The 19,714-nt window shown below is 63.0% G+C and carries 18 protein-coding genes, 1 tRNA gene and 1 pseudogene; 15 read left to right on the top strand and 5 right to left on the bottom strand.

Annotated features, from left to right (window positions below):
- Nucleotides 1–138: 138 nt before the first annotated feature.
- Nucleotides 139–423, bottom strand: a complete 285-nt coding sequence (locus ACQR1E_RS33890; protein WP_434898101.1) for a P-loop NTPase fold protein — start codon at nucleotides 421–423, stop codon at nucleotides 139–141.
- Between the two features lie 222 nt (nucleotides 424–645).
- On the opposite strand from ACQR1E_RS33890, the gene ACQR1E_RS33885 reads away from it, so the two are divergent.
- The 5 genes from ACQR1E_RS33885 to ACQR1E_RS33865 all read left to right on the top strand — a co-directional run bounded on the left by ACQR1E_RS33885 (nucleotide 646) and on the right by ACQR1E_RS33865 (nucleotide 7,655).
- On the top strand, nucleotides 646–2,412 hold the full coding sequence (locus ACQR1E_RS33885; RefSeq protein WP_434898100.1) for a metallophosphoesterase: 1,767 nt from the start codon (nucleotides 646–648) through the stop codon (nucleotides 2,410–2,412).
- Between the two features lie 687 nt (nucleotides 2,413–3,099).
- Nucleotides 3,100–4,560 carry a hypothetical protein gene (locus tag ACQR1E_RS33880; RefSeq protein WP_434898099.1) on the top strand — a complete coding sequence of 487 codons (1,461 nt, stop codon included), beginning with the start codon at nucleotides 3,100–3,102 and terminating at the stop codon, nucleotides 4,558–4,560.
- The gene (locus tag ACQR1E_RS33875) at nucleotides 4,547–5,374 is read left to right on the top strand and encodes a hypothetical protein (RefSeq protein ID WP_434898098.1); all 828 of its coding nucleotides are present in this window, start codon (nucleotides 4,547–4,549) and stop codon (nucleotides 5,372–5,374) included. The genes ACQR1E_RS33880 and ACQR1E_RS33875 overlap by 14 nt, the downstream gene beginning before the upstream one ends.
- A 2-nt stretch (nucleotides 5,375–5,376) precedes the next feature.
- Nucleotides 5,377–6,414 (top strand): hypothetical protein, encoded by a 1,038-nt coding sequence (locus ACQR1E_RS33870; RefSeq protein ID WP_434898097.1) that lies wholly within the window; start codon nucleotides 5,377–5,379, stop codon nucleotides 6,412–6,414.
- A gap of 35 nt (nucleotides 6,415–6,449) precedes the next feature.
- Nucleotides 6,450–7,655, top strand: a complete 1,206-nt coding sequence (locus tag ACQR1E_RS33865; RefSeq protein WP_434898096.1) for a hypothetical protein — start codon at nucleotides 6,450–6,452, stop codon at nucleotides 7,653–7,655.
- 273 nt (nucleotides 7,656–7,928) lie between these two features.
- On the opposite strand, the gene ACQR1E_RS33860 is transcribed toward ACQR1E_RS33865, so the two are convergent.
- Nucleotides 7,929–8,585: a thermonuclease family protein gene (locus ACQR1E_RS33860; RefSeq protein WP_434898102.1), complete on the bottom strand. Its 657-nt coding sequence runs from the start codon at nucleotides 8,583–8,585 to the stop codon at nucleotides 7,929–7,931.
- 1,248 nt (nucleotides 8,586–9,833) lie between these two features.
- On the opposite strand from ACQR1E_RS33860, the gene ACQR1E_RS33855 reads away from it, so the two are divergent.
- A complete protein-coding gene (locus tag ACQR1E_RS33855) occupies nucleotides 9,834–11,141 on the top strand; it encodes a hypothetical protein (protein ID WP_315802187.1) in 1,308 nt (435 codons plus the stop codon).
- 315 nt (nucleotides 11,142–11,456) lie between these two features.
- Here ACQR1E_RS33855 and ACQR1E_RS33850 read toward each other — a convergent pair.
- Nucleotides 11,457–11,533: transfer RNA gene (locus ACQR1E_RS33850), tRNA-Pro, on the bottom strand.
- A 229-nt stretch (nucleotides 11,534–11,762) separates the two neighbouring features.
- On the opposite strand from ACQR1E_RS33850, the gene ACQR1E_RS33845 reads away from it, so the two are divergent.
- From ACQR1E_RS33845 to ACQR1E_RS33830, 4 genes are read left to right on the top strand one after another with little or no spacing between them, the layout of a single operon-like run.
- Nucleotides 11,763–12,761, top strand: a complete 999-nt coding sequence (locus ACQR1E_RS33845) for an L-threonylcarbamoyladenylate synthase (RefSeq protein WP_434898095.1) — start codon at nucleotides 11,763–11,765, stop codon at nucleotides 12,759–12,761.
- A gap of 18 nt (nucleotides 12,762–12,779) precedes the next feature.
- On the top strand, nucleotides 12,780–14,207 hold the full coding sequence (locus ACQR1E_RS33840) for an FAD-binding oxidoreductase (RefSeq protein ID WP_315754052.1): 1,428 nt from the start codon (nucleotides 12,780–12,782) through the stop codon (nucleotides 14,205–14,207).
- A gap of 15 nt (nucleotides 14,208–14,222) precedes the next feature.
- Nucleotides 14,223–14,678, top strand: a complete 456-nt coding sequence (locus ACQR1E_RS33835; RefSeq protein ID WP_315754050.1) for a GNAT family acetyltransferase — start codon at nucleotides 14,223–14,225, stop codon at nucleotides 14,676–14,678.
- 9 nt (nucleotides 14,679–14,687) lie between these two features.
- Nucleotides 14,688–15,269, top strand: a complete 582-nt coding sequence (locus ACQR1E_RS33830; protein ID WP_315754048.1) for an NUDIX domain-containing protein — start codon at nucleotides 14,688–14,690, stop codon at nucleotides 15,267–15,269.
- 160 nt (nucleotides 15,270–15,429) lie between these two features.
- Here the strand turns inward: ACQR1E_RS33830 and ACQR1E_RS33825 are convergent, their stop codons facing one another.
- Entirely contained in the window at nucleotides 15,430–16,200 is a 771-nt protein-coding gene (locus ACQR1E_RS33825; protein ID WP_315754046.1) for an SOS response-associated peptidase, read from the bottom strand.
- 86 nt (nucleotides 16,201–16,286) lie between these two features.
- Here ACQR1E_RS33825 and ACQR1E_RS33820 point away from each other — a divergent pair, with 86 nt between their 5' ends.
- The 4 genes from ACQR1E_RS33820 to ACQR1E_RS33805 all read left to right on the top strand — a co-directional run bounded on the left by ACQR1E_RS33820 (nucleotide 16,287) and on the right by ACQR1E_RS33805 (nucleotide 18,158).
- Nucleotides 16,287–16,808: a hypothetical protein gene (locus tag ACQR1E_RS33820; RefSeq protein ID WP_315828341.1), complete on the top strand. Its 522-nt coding sequence runs from the start codon at nucleotides 16,287–16,289 to the stop codon at nucleotides 16,806–16,808.
- Between the two features lie 65 nt (nucleotides 16,809–16,873).
- Nucleotides 16,874–17,293 carry an NUDIX hydrolase gene (locus ACQR1E_RS33815; RefSeq protein WP_315754043.1) on the top strand — a complete coding sequence of 140 codons (420 nt, stop codon included), beginning with the start codon at nucleotides 16,874–16,876 and terminating at the stop codon, nucleotides 17,291–17,293.
- Between the two features lie 49 nt (nucleotides 17,294–17,342).
- The gene (locus ACQR1E_RS33810; protein WP_409998686.1) at nucleotides 17,343–17,723 is read left to right on the top strand and encodes a TIGR02301 family protein; all 381 of its coding nucleotides are present in this window, start codon (nucleotides 17,343–17,345) and stop codon (nucleotides 17,721–17,723) included.
- A 168-nt stretch (nucleotides 17,724–17,891) separates the two neighbouring features.
- Nucleotides 17,892–18,158: a hypothetical protein gene (locus ACQR1E_RS33805; protein WP_315717207.1), complete on the top strand. Its 267-nt coding sequence runs from the start codon at nucleotides 17,892–17,894 to the stop codon at nucleotides 18,156–18,158.
- Nucleotides 18,159–19,010: 852 nt separating this feature from the next.
- Here ACQR1E_RS33805 and ACQR1E_RS33800 read toward each other — a convergent pair.
- Entirely contained in the window at nucleotides 19,011–19,253 is a 243-nt protein-coding gene (locus ACQR1E_RS33800) for a hypothetical protein (RefSeq protein WP_434898094.1), read from the bottom strand.
- Nucleotides 19,254–19,519: 266 nt separating this feature from the next.
- Between ACQR1E_RS33800 and ACQR1E_RS33795 the strand changes: the two are divergent.
- A pseudogene (locus ACQR1E_RS33795) lies at nucleotides 19,520–19,714 on the top strand (IS5/IS1182 family transposase); the annotation flags it as partial.

The following is a 19,714-nucleotide window of genomic DNA, read 5'->3' as shown; positions in this document are numbered from 1 at the left end:
CGCTCCTCCCAGCCGAGGGGATTCGGCAGCGCAAGACTCTAGCCAAAAATGGTCCAGTTTTCCGGCCTCAGATCAGCCGACGTCGCCGCCAGCTTGGCCGCCCGCAGCCATTTCACCCGCTTGGCGAGCGAAGCGAACTTATCCAGAGCGGTCGCTCTGTTCTCGGCTTCCCTGGCCAGCTTTTCGGATGACGTCCATCAGCGCCGCGCGGGCATCGTCGTAACCTTGATAAAGCCAGGCGTTGAAATCGACCAACACGTACTTGTCGGACGCCTTCTTGCCGCTCTCGTCCTCGCGGGCAGCGATGGCGGATCGGGTAAGTTTGATCATCGACGACTTACCGATGCCCCAGGCGCCGGAGACTCCGATCGAGATCGGACGGCCTTTGGCCTGGACGATGATTTCGGCGACCGTTTCGGCCACGCCGGAGAAGTTCAGAAAGTCGCGCTCGGTTTTCGTTGTCGGGCCACATGCTGCAGTCTCGCGTACGCCGCTTAAGAAGCTGGTTCCAAACGCCTAACCTACCTCCTACCTGTGGTGCCTATGTTCTGTAAAGTCGAGTATATATGCGCTTTTCTCCACAACCTCGTGTAGAAGGTTAATCACTAGGCGCGGCGGGACCGCTCAGATGACTAGGACGTCGAGATGGCTGACGATCTTCTGAACAATACCAAGACCTATCCGCGCATGGCGCACTGGTTCGACCCCGTTCTGCTGCTGCAGCTGCTAAATAACGTGGTCCTGTCCTCGATGTTCGGGCAGTATGCGGACAGACGACTGATGATAGCCGCGCTGGATACCGCATCACCCGAGGAGCACGCGAGACGTGCGGAGAAATTCAGGAGTCGGCTCCAGCCCGACGGCGCGGGCGGCGTCTGGATCGACTGGGTCGCCGACCTCGGAGACGGTTTCGACAGCACGTACGCGATGGCCAGTCTGTTGGCGCGGAGCGAAATCAAGCTCGGTGGGGTCCTTCTCCCTCGCGGCCAGGCGCTGGTCATGGGCGGCGACGAGGTCTATCCGAAAGCGACCAAAGACGCCTACTTCAATCAGCTTCGGCAGCCGTACGCGTGGGCGGCTCCGGATCCCGACAGGAAGGACGACGAAGGCAGGCCGCTGCTCGCGATTCCCGGCAACCACGACTGGTACGACGGTCTCGTGCTTTTTCTCGCGTTGTTCTGCAAGGAGAAGCCATGGCATGTCGGCGCGTGGCGCTCCTACCAGCGCCGCAGCTACTTCGCGGTCCGTCTGACCGAGACGTGGTGGCTGTGGGCGACCGACATTCAGCTCGCAGACGACATGGATGGACCGCAGGCGGACTACTTCAAGCACATCGCCGCTTCGATGCCCGAGAACTCGCGAATCATCCTGTGCAGCGCCGAGCCCGGCTGGCTATACACAGACAGCAACCGCAGCTCCTGGCAGATCATGGAATACGCGGCCGGCATCGCGATAAACGCGGGACGCGGCCATACGATTCCGGTCCTCCTCTCGGGCGACACGCATCACTACAGCCGCTACGTCGGCAAGAACGATCGTCAATACGTCACGTCGGGGGGTGGCGGGGCATTCCTGCATCCGACACACCAGCTCGAACAGGACGTATCGGTGAATTTCGTCGATCACCGAGAGGGGCTGAAGCTCGGTACGATGCCGGACCCCGAGGACGCAAGGAAGACGTCGGCCGCGGCGTATCCGTCGTTCGCGGCGAGCCGAAGACTGACGTGGCGAAACGCGTTCTTTGCGCTCACCAACTGGGACTTCTCGCTTCTGATGGGCGGAATCTATCTTCTGTTCGCGATGCTGCTATCGCTGAGGGATAGACCGGACACCTATCTGCTGATCGCTGCCGTTTTCGGTGCTTCGTTGATCGGCTACACCGTGAAGCAGGAGGCTTCCCGGAAATTCAAGATATGGGGTTCGGCCGCTGTGCATGCGGCGGCGCATGTCGTCGTCCTGATCGTCGCGGCGCGCTACGCTATCGCCTTCGACCAGCAGCACTTCAACTGGAGCGGCGCTTGGTGGGAGGTTTGGGTATGGTTCGGGCTTCTGGCCGTTGAGATGGTGCCTGTCGGCTTTCTCGTGGGCAGCACGTTGTTCGGACTGAACATGCTGATCACATGCCTTTTGTTCAGGATGAACCGCAACGATGCCTTCAGTTCGCTCAGGATCGGAGCTTACAACAATTTCCTGCGTTTCAGGCTGACGGATGAGGGCTTTGACATGTACGCCGTCGGGCTCGAACGCGTTCCTTCGCGGAAGGGATGGACGGCGAACACGAAGCACGACAGGACAAGACCCGACCCTGAAATTCCGGTCTTCGTGCCGGTTCGCGAGCTCGAACCTCATCTGATCGAGAAAGTGTCGGTGCGGTTCGCGCTCAGCGGCGTGCCGCATCCGGCGACGGACTGACTCCCGCTGGCCACTTCTGGGTGGCCGGCTCCATCAAGAAGCGCAATGCGGCTGGCGGAGAGATCGAGTGGTACCATCCCTCGTCAGGGCGGCGGCCGGCGCTCAGACGGCGCAGCGCTTCGCGCCAGCGCACCGCACTGCATGGATAAGCAAAAAGCGCCATTCGCCAGAGCCCCGCCGAACCTCCCGTCATTCTCGGCATCTAAGCTGCCGCATCTCCCACGACACCGCGACGTGCATCCGGCTTCCCGCGCCCTCACCTGTCCTTCCTGCAGGACCCGGCTATGCGCGCTTACGCACGGAGAGCCCTCCAGCGCGACCGCTCGAAGATGGACCCGCACTCCCCAGCCTCTTTCAAAATAGCCCACACACCGCGACGAGAGGCAGGACACCAACTTCGTGGTTACCGGTGCTTGGATGTATGGAAGCCTGCCCGAGGCAGGGCCGAAACTTACGCGCACGAGCGGCCAGGTTTCCGGGCGCCGCGAGGCAGGCGCTTGCTGCGCTCGCTCGGACCTCAATGTCACTGGGCAGACGCCGGGAACGCGGCCGAGAAAGATTGTTCAGATCGTCGCCGGTCGTCAGTGCTGGCTTGCTCAACGAGCGCCTGGGTGCTTTCGGTATACCCCACCACCACAAGTGTTCTCGCTACCTCCTCCGGACCGGAAACATTAGTACGATGGAAATATGACGAGCGAAACCAAGTCCCAGCGGCGGTCAGCCATTTTGCGGTTGCGCGAGCTCTTCGGAACGGCGCCGCACCCCTATCGTCCTTCGACCCAGATCTTCCTGGACCTCGACGTCGCCCACGTCGCTCGCGAGATGCAACTCTCCGAACGGGGAGCCGAACGAGGCGCTGCCGACCGGCCAGTATCGGCGGCTACCACGTATGACGACATCGAACACATGATCGTCGAGCGGGCGGAAAGCCACAAACAGGATGCCCATTCGATCTATTTGGAGCAACTTCATCTCTACGATGCCCGGCTTACCGCCCTCAATTTCGAGGAACGATTCGCAATCATTCGGCAGGCGGCACCGGAGGCGGTCGGGGACTTTGCCGCGGAGGCCGGTTTGGGTCGTGACGAACTCTACGAGCTTCGGAGACGGCTTGCCGAATCCGAGGCCGAGCGCGAGGATTTTCGGAAGCGACATAGGATTTCGCGTCCCGCGCGGCTGTCCACACCGGGCAAGATGCTTCTCAAAATCGGGCTCCTCGCGACCCTGTTCGTGATCGAAGTGGCGGTGAACGGAGGATTTCTGTCGAAGTCGAACCAGGGAGGGATACTCGGCGGACTCTCCGTTGCTTTCGTCTTCGCGGCGTTCAACATCATCGTCAGCTTTCTGTGCGGCCTCGCGCCCGTCCGGCTCATGTCGAGGCGCAATCCCCTGCTGAAACTGGTCGGACTCGCTTCTCTTGTGGCCTATCTCGCGCTTGCGATTCTGCTGAATCTCGCGCTTGCACATCTCCGCGAGATCGCGCCCGACGTGCTCGTCGACGTCGACCGCGAAGCGCTGCGCCGATTGATCGCAGAGCCTCTCACCCTACAGGACATGCAGTCTTGGCTTCTATTCGGCATAGGGCTGGTCTTCTCCATCATAGCGATGGCGGACGGACTGCTCTTCTTCGACCCCTACATCGGCTATGCCGGGCTCGAGCGCCGCTGGAACGCCGCGAGCGTCAGGTACCGCAACGCGAGGGAAGATCTGATCGAACGTCTACGGGACATTCGCAACGACGCGTCGGATGCTATGAACGAGGCGGAAAGGGATCTAGCGGTGCGCCGGTCGGAATACGACTCGCTCCTGGTTTCGCGGGGGCGCCTCTCCCAGCGGTTCATAGACCATCAGGCGCAGATCCAGCGTGCAGCGAACGCTCTCCTCGAGATCTATCGAGAGGCGAACCGCAAGGCACGGTCGACCCCTGCGCCGGCACATTTCGATAGAGCTTACGTCCTCGACCGCATTGCCGTCGAGCCAACCGACCGCGATCCCGAAGAACGCGAACGGCTGCGCCGTTCGATCGAGGAGATCCAGTCTCTTTTAGAGAAGCAGATCGAGGCGATCCACGCCGCCTTCGAGGCCGCAGTTCGGTCGTATAGGGAAATCGACGATCTGCTGCCGGAGGCCGGACATGGCAAGGTCTAAGCGTCCGCGACGGAACCGGGAAAGCCTCGGGCTTGCCGCGCTCGGCGGCGTCGCACTCCTCCTGCTGGCGGGCGCTGCAGCCGCCGGATTCATGTGGTTCTACATTTCCACGCCTGCAAAGCCTATCCTCGCCCCCCTGAGTGGCTGTCCTGTCGCCGGACCTGACGGCATTTCGATCGTCCTTGTCGATACATCCGACGACCTGCCGCCCGCGACCGGACGGGAAGTCCAAAGCATCCTTGACGATCTCATCTCCAGTCTCCCACCGTACCACCTACTGGAGATCCGCGTCCTTGATATCGCTCAGAACCGAAGCAAGGCCTTGTTCTCGAAATGCAATCCCGGAGATGGCACCGGCATGAGCGAATGGACCGAAAATCCTCGGCTCGCGCGGTCGCGGTGGATCGAAAGCTTCCGAAAGCCGGCCGCCGAGGCGATCCGCAACAGCCTCGCGTCGGCGAAGGCGAGCAGTTCACCTATTATGGCGGCACTGCAGGACATCGCCATCGACCGCTTCTCTTCGGAACGCGCCCGCGGGATCCCGAAGAAACTGACCGTCATCTCGGACATGATTGAACATACCCGCGACTACAGTCAGTATGCGCGCGGCGGCGACCTAAGCTATTCGCGCTTCAGGCAGTCTCCGGCCTATCTGAAGTACCGGACCGACCTGCACGGCGCGCGGGTCACGATCGACTATGTCACCCGGCCATCGGTGATGCCCGATACGAACCGGCACGCTGAATTCTGGTCTGCCTGGGTCAAGGACAACGGGGGCGTGCTCGATCTGATGCATCGACTACAAGGAACATAGCCGTGTCGGACACTCCATCGCAGCGCATGCCGCCCGGTCTTCTCGGCGGGTTGATCTTTTTCGTAACCGTGATCGTCGGCTGCGCCTTCATCGTGCTCTCCAAGACGCACGACCTGTCTCCTGTCGTGGTGACGTCCGTGCCCGTGCTGATCATGATCGGCTACGCAGTCCTTATGGCAACGGCGCGGCTCCTGCGCCTCCGGGACGACCAGGCTGGAGACAATCTGTATTACATGGGCTTTCTTTTCACGCTGACCAGCCTCGCCGTCTCGCTCTATCAGTTCTCCTCGACCGGCTCGGCCGAACAGATTGTGCGGAACTTCGGGATTGCCATCGCTTCCACCATCGCAGGGATCGCACTCCGGATATTGTTCCATCAGATGCGTCGAGACCCTACCGAGGTAGAAGCGACCGCCCGGATCGAGCTTGCGGACGCGGCGCGGCGCGTCAAACGCGAGCTCGACGGCACGGTGCTGGAGTTCGGGTATTTCCGCCGCATGACCCAGCAATCGATGACAGACGCTCTGGATGAAATGAAACAGATGCTCGCGCAGATGCGGCAGACTATGGGCGAAGAGCTGAAGCTCATGAGCGGCGAGATCACCAGGCCTCTCGAAGAGACATCCCGAAGATCCGCAGATACGGTGCACGCGCTGGCCGAAAGAATTTCCGCGATACTGGACGAGGTTGCCGAACGCCTCGTCCGCGAGACCGATCATTTCTCCCGCGGTGCCGGCGCTTCGGCCGCCGCCATCCAGACCATGGTCGCGAAGCTCGAGGCGATGCAGACGCCCGAGAACATCATCGAGATCAAGCTCGCTCCGATGATTCAGGGGCTTTCGCGCGTTGTGAACACGTTCAGCAAGGGCGCCGAGACTCATGAGAAGACCGTAGACAAAAGCCTCAAGAGGACCCAGGACGTGGCGGCTGCGCTTGTGCGGCTGGTCGAAGAGCTTCGGGCTTCGCAGGCGCTCGGGACGCAGCACGTCGACAATCGAGGGCCTTGGGGTCCGGTCCCGGGAGACAATGCGGCGGAATAGAAGAGCCGGCAGGACATTTGGAGGGACCGATCGGCATGGACGGGCAGATCAATCGGCAAGGCTCCTCCTATCGGCAAGGTCTGGTCTTGGGTCTCACCATGGCGGAAATCATGGTGCTTCTCGTCTTCTGTCTGCTGATCGCGATGGCAAGCTTTCTCAGGGCGGAACAGACCAAACTCGACGAGACGAAGCAGCAACTCGAGAAGCAGCTCATAGCGAACGAACGCGACAAGGATTCGGTGACAGCGGTGCGGAAGGCCCTGGAAGACAAACTATCGCAGACTGCCGGCTCCGATCCTACGGCGGTGGACGAGCTATGGCGCGACCTCGTCGAGAGCAAGGCGGCCTTGAGCCAACTCGCAAAGGATGGAACTTCGCTGAAGGAGCTGCGAGAGACGGCGGGTGAAATGGCGGCGCTAAGGAAAGCCGGTATCGATTCCGACAAGGCGATCCGGAATGCCGAGATCGTCGCCGCCGTCAAACGGGCCCTTCCGGACGCGGACCGTTTGGCACTGACCCCTCAATCTGCCGGCGATTTGGTAGCCCGCGGGCTGAGTGCAAAAGGGGAAGGAGGCGGAAACAATCTGCCGCCCATCATCAGCCTGAGCGAAGAAAAGGGCTATACTTTCCGTACGGGCAGCGCGGAACTTCTCCCTCAATTTCGGGAGGCGCTCGTCACCACGACGCTCGACAGAATCCTGTCTTTCATTAAGCAGTACGACGTCGACGTCATCGAGGTTGTGGGACACACCGACGAACAGGCCTATGCCGCAACGAAGCTGGTCTCCCAAGCGCCATCCTCGCCGATGGCGCTGGCGCCGCCTACCGTAGTCGCGCGAACTTCGAACCTCGATCGCGGTCTAACCGCCATCTTGAAGACCGGCGGCGACATCGGAAGACTCACGCCGGCCGACAATGCCGGGCTCGGACTGGCTCGCGCGGTCTCGGTCGTCAGTGTGCTTCGGCAGTCGCCCAAGCTTGCCGGATACAAAATGATCCCGTTGTCCGGCGGCCAGTTGATCGACACCGACGACTCGCTTGCGTTAAACGGCAACTCCGGAGGAGACGTAGCTCGACGCAGGCGGATCGAGATCAGGCTGCGCAAGTCGACGCCCCATGAAGCAGCCGCCTCCATCGTGCTTCAGCAGGCCGCCACCCCTAACCGCGCTTCGCCGAAGGACATGCCTCCTCGCCGCGCCGTCCCCGCCTCACCTTCGCCCGCACCGCATTTCGGGAACTAGCTACGCGCCTGCTCTCGCGCAAGCGCGTATAGAAGGACGATGTGCGGAAGGTCTCGCTCGCTACCGCCACGCACGACATCCAGTCCGAATCGCCATTCGGCGACGATGATCACGGAGGTTCGATCGCCTGTCACAGGTCGCTTGATCTGGTTTTCGCATCCTCGCAGAGTGGCGTAGCGACCGACGGTCTGCTTCCCTTGTTCCCAAGCAGGAAGCGCTGGTTGCCTGCGGTCGCCAGTTCGCTGAAATGCTGCGCCCACGCGCATAGCCGCGCTAATGATGCGGGGGTCTGCACCCTGCCGCCTGGGCGTCGTCCGTGGAGCAGAACCAACGCGACGCTGGTGATCCCATATTCATCTTGCCGTACCACGGGTCCCCCGGCAGGTGATAGACACACGACGCTCCACCGACCTTGGCTTTGATGATGCACTCGCGCGACGGGGCGTTTCCGGCGGAAACGGCTCCTAAGAGACGCTTTTGAGCGTCGATGGGAACGGCGAACGCGCCCAGGACCGTCGTCGCTCGATTTCGGTGGCGCCAATCCCAAGGAGCTATGAACGCGCCCGACCAGAGGCCTGATCTGTGTAGGCGAGCGCTCTCCTCGTCCCGATCGTATTCATGAGAATAGCGTGTAAAGGAGAGCGCCCAGCCGGACCTTACCATCCACGCGCTGATGTCTTCGCCTTCGACGAAACATTTCGCTAAGGAGCGACCGTATCGATCGTGTCCTTCGAGGTCACAATCCCATTCGCGACCTGCGGAGAACTTGATCAGCTCGTCTCGGGCGGTTACTCCGCAAGCCCAATCTTGCCCTGCGGAATCGATACAGATCTGATCCGACTCAGGAGAATCGATCGCAGCGAATCGAAGCTTCGTGGAATCGATCTCCACAGTGTCTCCGTCGACGATCCGCGGTTTACCGGATACCATATCCGCTGCGGTCGCGGGCAGAGTCCAGAATGTCAGAAGCGCGATCAGCAGACTCGAAAATGCGCGCCGGTATGTCGATTGGTGCGCCAGCATGTCTCGCCTCGGCGACGGGCTTCCGCCGCTATTGTTGACAATACCAGGACGAGACCGACAACTGCCGCGAACTTTATCCGCTTCCCCATTCCCTCCCGAAAATGCAATGAAGAGACAGTCAAGCAAGACGTCCCCCTCCCCGGCCATTCGTGACCCGCGCACTACCAACGCCCGCCGAATCTTATTACGGGACGTAATAGACTACCAAATTTCGGATTGGTCCGTCTCTCAATTCCGGTTAGTCGCATGTTCCATCGATCGGCCGCGCCCCGTCCGGTCGCGTTGGTCCGAGGCCTTGGCAGCGTCCTTCCTGGCTTTGAAGGCGGCGCGAAGGATCTACGCTACGCGCCGGATTGCAGGTGAGCGACCCGGCTGGCAAGGACCTGGCAAGATGCGATGTCAGGAACTGCCGGCTGCTTTCTCGTCCGCCGGAGACCTGCCGATTCGGAGGGCCCGCGGGCGGAATAGTGCTGCTTGGGTCTGGGACTGGCAGCTCCCTACTGCTTCGTAGAGCAAAGATGAGTCTCGGGTTGAAAAAATCCCCAGACTAAAACCCAGACTAAATGGATATCTTAGTCTGGGGCGATTTCTGCCAATGCAGAAAATCGATGGTATATGAATAGGATAGATGGCGCGCCCGGAACGATTCGAACGTCCGACCCTCAGATTCGTAGTCTGGTGTCCAAAAAGAGGATTGGGCAGCTCCGGCCTGCGAACCAGCGACCTTTCGTTCTATCGGCCGACCTCTCCTCGTTCTGCAATTTGGCAATTGTGGGGGATCTCCTTACGCTCATCGGCACGCCAGGACCGCCGATTGCGCTACACGCCACGGCTCTCCCTTTCCTAAAGCGCATAGTTCTGGAAGCCATTCCGTGCTGCCAATTTGCAATTCATCAAGTCGACGGATGGCACCGACGGAATGCCAAAGCGTAGAGGCGACAAACTTGCCAGGGTTAGGGCGCGCCCCACTCCGGATCAGTGGGGCGAAGACGAAGTCATGACCCTCCTCGAAGCTTCGGCCGTGTTCTTCCCAGACGGTCCTCTCACTTTATCCTCGTTGCGAAGAGCGGCAGCAGCAGGGATTCTTGAAATCGCCAAAGTTGCGGGGAAGGATCTGACCACCCCCCGCGCCATCCGCAAACTGGTCAAGCCGTCATGCCAGGCCGCAAAGCCAAGCCGCCGCGACTCTGGTTCAGAGATGACGACGACTGTTGGGTCATTCTCGACCAGGCCAACGGAAAGCGACGGCAGATCCGCACAGGCTGTCGCCGCGACGACACTGATGGCGCAGCGAAAGCGCTCGAAAAATACATTGCGTCAAGACACACTCCCAGTGTTGGAGTAACGGACCCTCATTTCCTCCCCATTGCCGATGTCCTGACTTCGTATGAGCTTGCGAAACGACCGAAGAGCGACGACGCTCGGGCCAACGCGCAACATGACCTGCTGCTGATCCGCCTGCTCGATCTCAACATGTTTTTCGGCGCCAAGATGATCGCGGATATCAAGGCGCAGCTCTGTCGCGATTTCGTAGACTGGTCGACCGGCGTCGCGAACGAAAACAACCGACGAGCGCGCATCCCCGCGCGCAAGGGAACCGTCTCGGATCAGACCGCGCGGCGGCGGCTCGAGGATCTTCGCGCAGCCGTCAATCTCTATCATGCGGAACACACCCTCGATGTCGTTCCGAAGATATCGCTGCCCGAAAAGACGAAGGGCAGAGAGCGCTGGCTCACCCGCAACGAGGCCGCTCGCCTTCTGGGCGCGGCTCTGGGTTACGTTTGGGATGAAGGCCAGGCAAACTGGAGACGCAAGCCAACCGGAGAACTAACCCGCCGAGAGCGCTGGATTATAACTCGGCGTCGCCCCGCCGCGAGATTCATTCTGATCGGGCTCTACAGCGCGCGGCGTGAAGAGACGATCCGCCGGACGCAGTGGATCCCGACAACGACACATCCCTGGATGGATTTGGAAGCCATGGTCTACCAGGGGCGTGGCTCGGACGAGCGAGCCACCAAGAAGCGCCGGCCTCCGGCGAAGATCGCCAACCGGCTGCGCCCCCACCTAGTGCGCTGGCGCAACATCGACACTCTTCGTTCCGCTGAGTTGCAGGCCGCAGGCATCCTCGCGTCAGGAGAGGAGATCCGTTTCGTCGTGAATCGGATGCACGATGGTCAACCGCTTGCAGGCAAGATCCGGTCAGCCTGGGAAGGCATCCTAGAGGATGCGGGGCTTGGCGACGACGTGGTCCGTCACTCGCTGCGTCATACGGCAGCAACCTGGCTGATGCAGCAGGGCACGGACCATTGGCAAGCCGCAGGCTGGCTCGGGATGACCGTCGAGCAGCTCGAGCAGACCTACGGCCACCACCATCCGGACTTCCAGGGCGAAGCTGCCGAGGCGTTCGGGGGACGCGCTGAAAGCCCCTCACTCAGTCGACAGTCCCGCACAGCACGGCTTTAGTCGGCGCTCACAATGGCCCGCCAACGTAGTTCGTGGCCAGAAAATCGCCCCAGCATGTGACCTCCAATTCATCTGCCGTATGAGCCCGGCTTCGATCGAGCTTCCTGTTCGGGATCTCGATGACGTGCAAACCGGCCAATGGATGACGGACCAGTCACTTCACCGCGCACTGAAGCGCCCTGACGTCGTGCGTCGGGATGACTCGTTGCGCTTTCCAATACGACGAGCTCAGCGCCGCGAGACGGCTCAAAGAGCCATTTCGTTGCGCATTTCGTTGCGGTCTCGGGAAAGCACGATTGTAAGTGCTTGAAATGATGGTCGGAGCGGCAGGATTCGAACCTGCGACCCCTGCGTCCCGAACGCAGTGCTCTACCGGGCTGAGCCACGCTCCGACTTGGGAAGCCGGCTTATAGCGTCGGGTTTCCGTCTTCGCAAGGACACAAGGCAGGAAATCGCATCGAAATCGTCGATCGTCGGCGGAGGGGTTAACTGCTTGAGGCCGTGGGGCTTTGTCCGGCGGCCATGGCGCGAGCGCAAGGCGACAGGCGATTTGCGCGCTTCATTCGGACGTCCGCGCCCGCTATAGCCGAGCGCGGAAGCCACCGCCGTCCCGTACCATCGATGCCCGCCCCAGACATGCAAGCGATCGAGACCAGGATCCTGCCCGCCGACGCGGCTGGAATCGCGCAAGCCGCGGCGACGTTCGCGTGCGGCGGACTGGTCGCGTTCCCGACCGAGACCGTCTACGGCCTCGGCGCCGATGCGGCCAATGCCGCGGCCATCGCACGCCTCTATCAGGCCAAGGGCCGGCCCGCCTTCAATCCGTTGATCGCCCATGTCGCCGATATCGCGGCGGCGCAGCGTATCGGCCGCTTCAATGCCACCGCCGAGCGTCTGGCCGCTGCGTTCTGGCCGGGACCGCTGACCCTCGTGGTGCCGCAGAGCGACGGCTGTCCCGTCGCCGACCTCGCCACCGCCGGCCTCGATACGGTGGCGATCCGCGTGCCGGCGCATCCGACCGCACAAGCTCTGCTCATGGCGTTCGGCGGCGCCGTCGTGGCGCCCTCCGCCAACATCTCCGGCCACGTGTCGCCGACCACGGCGGCGCATGTCGCGGCCGATCTCACCGGGCGAATCGACCTCATCCTGGACGGCGGGCCGGTCGAGGTCGGCGTCGAATCGACCATCGTCGGCTGCTTCGATGTGCCGACGCTGCTGCGCCCGGGCGGAGTTCCGAGCGAGGCGATCGAGGCCGTGCTCGGCCGTGTGCTGGCGCGGCCCGCCGCAGAGACCGAGACGTCCGAGCAGCCTCTGGCACCGGGCATGCTGGCCTCCCACTATGCCCCGTGCGCCCGCGTACGCCTCGACGCCAGCGAGGTCGCGCCCGGCGAGGCGCTGCTCGCCTTCGGACCCACCACCTTGCCCGGAGCCCACGAGGCCGCCGCGATCCTGAACCTGTCGCCCTCCGGCGATCCGGCAGAGGCGGCGACGCATCTTTTCGGCTATCTTCGCAGCCTCGATGCCAAGGGAGCGCGCAGCATCGCGGTGATGCCGATCCCGAACGACGGACTGGGCGAGGCCATCAACGACCGGCTGCGCCGCGCCGCCGCGCCGAGATAACACTGGAAGCGACTAAGCATGAACATCAGCCAGCCTGCCCTGCCGCCGCTGCCGCCCGATTTGATCGCGCAATTCGCTGCCATCGTCGGCGAGCGCCAGGCGCTGACCGCGGAGACCGACGTCGCGCCTTACGTCACCGAGGAGCGCAACCTGTTCCACGGCCGCTCGCCGCTGGTGCTGCGCCCAGGCTCGACGGCCGAGGTCGCCGCAATCTGCAAGCTTGCCAGCCAGCATCGCATCGCGCTGGTGCCGCAAGGCGGCAACACCGGCCTCGTCGGCGGCCAGACGCCGCACAATGGCGAGGTGGTGGTGTCGCTGAGGCGCATGGACAAGATCCGCGACGTCGACACCGCCTCCAACACGATGATCGCCGAGGCCGGCGTCGTGCTGCAGGTGGCGCAGCAGAAGGCTGCCGAGGTCGACCGCCTGTTTCCGCTGTCGCTCGGCGCCGAGGGCAGTTGCACCATCGGCGGCAATCTCTCGACCAACGCCGGCGGCACCGCCGCGCTCGCCTATGGCGTGGCGCGTGAGATGGCGTTGGGGGTCGAGGTGGTGCTGGCCGACGGGCGGGTGCTCAATGCGCTGTCGAAACTGAAGAAGGACAACACCGGTTACGATCTGCGCAATCTGTTCATCGGCGCCGAGGGCACGCTCGGCATCATCACCGCGGCGAGCCTGAAGCTGTTCCCGAAGCCACGCGCGATCGAGACCGCCTTCGTCGGTCTCAAGTCGCCGGAGGACGCGCTCAAGCTGCTGGCGATCGCGCAACGCGAGGCCGCCGGCAGCCTCACGAGCTTCGAGCTGATCGCCGCGATCGCGCTCGACTTCTCGATCCGCCACGCCGCCGGCAACCGCGCCCCGCTCGCGGGCCAGCATCCCTGGTTCGTGCTGATGGAGCTGTCGTCGTCGCGCGACGATGCCCGCGCCACGCTCGAGACCATCCTGGAGCAGGGCCTCGAAGACGGCATCGTCGACGACGCCACGATCGCCGACAGCCTCGCCCAGCGCATGGCGTTCTGGAAACTGCGCGAGGACATCTCTGCGGCGCAGAAGCCGGAGGGCGGCTCGATCAAGCACGACATCTCGGTGCCGGTCGCCGCAGTGCCCGCCTTCATTGCCGAGGCCAATGCCGCCGTGGTGAAGCTGATGCCCGGCGCGCGTCCGGTGCCGTTCGGCCATCTCGGCGACGGCAACATCCACTACAACGTCAGCCAGCCGATCGGCGCCAACACCGCCGACTATCTCGCGCGCTGGCACGAGGTCAACGCGGTCGTGTTCGAGATCGTGCTGCGCATGGGCGGCTCGATCTCGGCCGAGCACGGCATCGGCGTGCTCAAGCGCGACGAGCTGCCTGACGTCAAGGATCCGACCGCCATCGCGCTGATGCGCGCGATCAAGGCACAATTCGATCCGCTCGGGATCATGAATCCCGGCAAGGTGCTCTAGGCTGTCGACGCTCCCATGGATTCTGCTCCCGCTCTCGCCATTTCCGACATCACCGATGCCGACGTGCCCGCGATCATTTCGCTGTGGCAGCGCTGCGGCCTGACGCGGCCCTGGAACGATCCGGCCGCCGACATCGCGCTCGCCCGCCGCGGCGACAACTCCACCGTGCTGGTCGGCCGCAGCGGCGGCGCCGTCGCAGCCTCCGTCATGGTGGGCCATGACGGCCATCGCGGCTGGGTCTACTATGTCAGCGTCGATCCCGAGCATCGCGGCCGCGACCATGGCCGCGGCATCATGGCCGCCGCCGAGGACTGGCTGCGGGCGCGCGGCATCGCCAAGCTGATGCTGATGGTGCGCGGCGACAACACCAAGGTGCAGGAATTCTACCAGGCGCTCGACTATGCCGTGCAGGACAGCGTCGTGTTCTCGAAATGGCTCGACGGCCGCCCGCCGACGCCCGGAATGAAATAGAGACGAGCGATGAGCATCTCCGACCGCATCCGCGTCCACGAGACGCGCGTGCTCTCCGACCATTACGGCACGCTGACCTCGACGAAGTTCGAGTGGCGGCGCGACGACGGCACGTGGCAGATGCAGAGCCGCGACGTGTTCGACCGCGGCAATGCGGCGGCGATCCTGCCCTACAACCTCGCCCAGCGCAGCGTCATCCTGGTCAAGCAGTTCCGCTATCCCGCGTTCGTCAACGGCCATGACGATCTGCTGATCGAGGCGGCGGCCGGCCTGCTCGACGACGCCTCGCCGGAGGAGCGCATCCGCCTCGAAGCCGAGGAGGAGACCGGGTTCCGGCTGCACGACGTCAAGTTCGTGTTCGAGGCGTTCATGAGCCCGGGCGTCGTCACCGAGAAGATCCATTTCTTCGTCGCCGAATACGAGCCTCACATGCGCGTCAGCGCCGGCGGCGGGCTCGCGCATGAGGGCGAGGAGATCGAGGTGCTGGAAGTCTCGATCGACGACGCGCTGGCGATGATCGCCGACGGCCGCATCCAGGACGCCAAGACCATCATGCTGCTGCAGCACGCCGCGCTGAGGATCTTTGCCTGAGCGCGGCCAACGCTCGGTCGCGGATCTTGCTCCTCTGTCGTCCTCCGCGAAGGCGGGGGACCCAGTATTCCACCGGCAGCCGTTTCGGCACGAGAGGCCCCGGCGTACTGGATCCCCGCTTTCGCGGTACTGACGATCTTCTCTGTCGAGATATCCCGCCTCAGAACAAACTCCCCTGCCCGTCATCCGCAGGCGCAGGCGAAACTTTGCGGGATGCAACCTTCTTCGCCGGCTTGCGCTGCGCGTCCTCGGCGGCGCGCAGCTCCGCGGTCATCGGCAGCAGCAGCTGCTGGTCGTCGTTGGCCACCGTGTTGACGCGCGTGGACACCTCATACCACGCGAACTCGCCCTCGCGAGGCGCGACCAGCAGCCTCATGGCCTCCTCAGGATCATCGGAACGGCAATCGAGCCACAGCGCGAAATCATCCGGCCTGATCGTCACGGGAACACGATGATGCAGCGTGGCGAGATCGCGGCTCGCAGCTGCGGTGACGATCGCCACCGTATCGACCTCCTCGCCGTTCGGCCCGCACCAGGTCTCGGCGAGGGCCGCGAAGCCGAGCGGCGCGCCGTCACTGCGGTGGATGAAGAACGGCCGCTTGCGACCATCGATCACCTGCCACTCGTAATATCCATCAGCGGGCACCAGCACGCGGCGCCGCCGGATCGCATTCTTGAACGCCGGCTTCTCGCGTACGGTCTCCGAACGCGCATTGATCAGCAGCGTGAAATTACGGGGATCCTTGACCCAGGCCGGAATGAATCCCCAGCGCATGAGCCGAAAATGCCTGATGTCCTGATCCAGAAGAACTACGGGAATCGGCTGCGTCGGAGCAATATTGTGCCGCGGCGGAAAGTTCGGCTGTTCCTCGTAGCCGAAAATCTGCCTGAGAGCCGCGGGTGGTGAAGTGATCACGAAGCGTCCACACATAATCTCACTCAAATCGTCGTGTGTTCAGCACCTTTTAACTTGGGTTGCCAACACTGCAGCGGATGACCGCAGCGGCGACCCATTCCGTGCCTACCGATCGCACGACCCAACGACCGGCGGGCAGCGCCATTGACCCGGCGCGGGCCGCGATGCTGCGCGCCGCCAACATCAATCCGCGCACCGGGCTCGCCACCGACTATCTGAATCATTTCAACGAAGCCGTGATGCTGCTCGAGATGATTCCCGATATTCCGGAATGCGCCGAGGATTTTCTGGCGTGGTCGCCGCTGACCTATCCAGAACATTTCACGCACACCAATTTCAAGGCCCGCGATCTCGTCATCGAGGCCTATGAGCAGGCCGACCCGGCGATTCGCGACAAGTTCGATCATCTCACGAAGACCATGACCGACATCCTGCTCGCGGTCGGCAGCGCGATGCGCGCTGCCAAGCAGGACGCCACCAAGGCCAAGCTCGCCGAGCAGGCTGCGGCGTGGGTCAAGCCGCTGGTGACGCAGGCCGGCGGCATCATCAATGGCGACATCGAGGTCGACCCTGACCCGGTCGACGAGGTCGACACCGTCGATGCCATCATGGCAAGCTTCTGAGCAGCACGGGCTACCGGCCCGGTCGTCTTCACGCTACGGCGCAGACCACGCCTGGAGCCATTGGCATGACCGCCCCGACGCCGCCCCGCCACCCCCAACTCGCCGTCAGCGCCGCCATCTTCCGCGACGGCAAGCTCCTGCTGGTGCGCCGGGCGCGTTCCCCCGCCAAGGGCGTCTACACGCTGCCCGGCGGCCGGGTGGAGCTCGGTGAGACCCTGCACGAGGCCGTCGCGCGCGAGGTCATGGAGGAAACCGCACTCTCGATCGCAATTGTCGGGCTGGCCGGCTGGCGCGAGGTCCTGCCGGCCCAGGGCGGCGGCGGCCACTATGTGATCCTTCCCTTTGCGGCCCGCTGGCAGGCCGGAGAGCCCCGGCTCAACCCGGAACTGGACGACTTTCAGTGGCGCCTCCCCGATGCGCTCGAGGGCCTCACGCTGACTGACGGACTGCCGGAGATCATCGCCGCCGCACGGACCCTGGTGTAGGCGCCTTGCGTCCGCCGTCCGGCAAAGGCATATGACGTCGGTGTTCCCCATGATCCCCAAGCGCCTCCTGGCCGCCCTCATGCTCGTTGTCGCCTGCGCCATTGTGCCCGCGCGCGCGCAGGATGCGGCCGCGCCGTTCGATGGCGATCTGCAGCGGCTGGCCGAGATCCTCGGAACCCTGCATTACCTCCGCGGCATCTGCGGCAGCAATGAAGGCGCCAAATGGCGCAACCAGATGCAGGCTCTGATCGATGCCGAGACGCCGTCGGGCGAACGCCGAGCCCGGATGATCGCCGGCTTCAACCGCGGCTATAACGGCTTTCAGCAGACCTATCGGACCTGCACGCCGGCGGCGATGGTGGCGATCCGCCGCTACATCGACGAGGGCTCGAAGATCTCGCGCGACCTCACGGCGCGCTACGCCAACTGATGGCCCATGGTTGACGGCGCGCGGGCGTTATCCACGTTTGCGTTAACCTTGTTAACCTTTCCTAAAGAACTGGCCTAGGCGTCTGCCGCCTGCGTGGTAAACCTCACTGGTCCGGCGCGTCCGCGTTCGGAATTCAACGCGCCTCGCGGCCCCGCCAGACTGAATTCAATGAGCTTTCCCGTCACTTTCAGCGCCCTCCCCGCCGTCCTGCCCGACCACGAGCAGAAGCAGGCCGCGCTCAGTTACCTCAACGAAGCCTGGGCGGAAGCGCGCCATGACGGCGTCGACGGCGACTGCCTGGCGCAGGCCAGCCTGTTCGCGGCGCTGGCCGAACTCGTCACCACCTATGGCGAGGACGCGGTGGCGACCTTCGTCGAAGGCCTGCCGGAGCGCGTCCGCAACGGCGAGTTCTCGCTGTCGCGCGCGACGCAGTAGGGTCTCCCGCTCCTCGCGCGTAGCCCGGATGAGCGCAGCGACATCCGGGGTCTCATCCGCAGCCTCGTTGAACCCGGATATCGCTGCGCTCGTCCAGGCTACGACAACTACGTCGACAAACTCCGCGTCATTGCGAGCGCAATGACGGAGCCAAAACGGAGAGCGCCCATCGGGGCCGAGATCCGTCTTCACATCTCAAACAGCATCGAGACACGCCTCATCGTCCTCGCGGCGCGATGCGTCCGAGCGATGACCGACGTTCGGCCCTCATTCAATCGAGGGCGCAGGGAAGGCTGGGCGTCGGCTGACGCCCATGGCCCCCGTGCGAACAAAAGTGCACGGGGCAGGAACCACAGGTGCAGCCGGATGAGCCCAGCCCTCCCTGCGCGATGGTTTTAACGCTTCTTTCGCGCTCTCCCTGGGGACCGGCTTGATTGCCCCCATCGCCTGCGCCGATGCTCTCGCATCACGCTCAGGCTTGACCTCGGCATCGGGAGGCCAGGACCACGCGACTTCACGTCCGCATCGGAATTGTTCGTCCGCGCAGCCAAAGCCACGCTGCAACCCGACACGTCCACCGCCTGCCCGCCTCGCGTCTCGTGACGACCGCGCGTACGCCCCTCTCGTTGAGGCGGGATGGGTGGAGGATAGACACGTATTCTGGAAAAACGAAAGTTAAATCTTTCGCCCGGAAGATGCTGCGGGCGCGATCACGTTGAGACAATACGCAAAATTGCCGTTTCGGCACAGGTGTTTCGTATAGTTGCGGCGAGCGCAAACGACGGCGTTGCAAACAAGATCGCGCAACTGATTCGCCCGACGGGCTTTTTGCTTTGCATTTCTTGCGGCGCTTCAGTCCCAATCTAGTCCGCCAATGACGCCAAGAAACCAGCCGCCGATAAAAGCGGCCGTAAGCGCCATGAGATGGATCGTCGCGGAGGGACCAAGTTCCTGGTTGTCTTGAACATGACTAAGTCCGATCAACCCAAGTTGGGCCGGGCCAGCCCCCCGAGCGCTCCGTGATAGAGCCATGGATCGGCGAAGCGACACCACGACAGTCAAGACGACCACGATCATAAAGGCGATGAAGTACACCAGACACTATCCTTGGGGCCAGCCGTACCGTCTTGAAGGTCACAGACGAATAGCGCGAACCGGTTTCCTCAACCCTAAGAAGACAACAAGATACGGCCGTGTCGGAGCGCTGTTCCCGGGCCCCTGCTTCCGGTTGAGCATCAGAAGCAGACCTTCACGCGAGCCGGCGACCAGATCCGTTATGGGCCGATTCTGTTGAAAAAGTCAGCAGTTGCGACGCAGAGATATCGGTGATTCAGTCTGTCTAGTGGGCAGGACTGAAGGTCATGATGGGGCATCGGCAAGTCGAACAGGCTGCGTTGTTCTATGAGTTCTCGCTGGAAAGGCACATCCCAGCCGACCACCTCGTGCGGTCGATCGATAGGTTCGTCGACCTTGAGGACTTACGGCGGGAGCTGGCGCCGTTCTACAGCAACATCGGGCGGCCCTCGATCGATCCGGAGCTGATGATCAGGATGCTC

It is taken from the genome of Bradyrhizobium sp. HKCCYLRH1030, assembly GCF_051168395.1.
Classification (GTDB): Bacteria; Pseudomonadota; Alphaproteobacteria; order Rhizobiales; family Xanthobacteraceae; genus Bradyrhizobium.
Note: the sequence above shows the minus strand (reverse complement) of the source record. Positions and strands in the feature narration are given on the sequence as shown.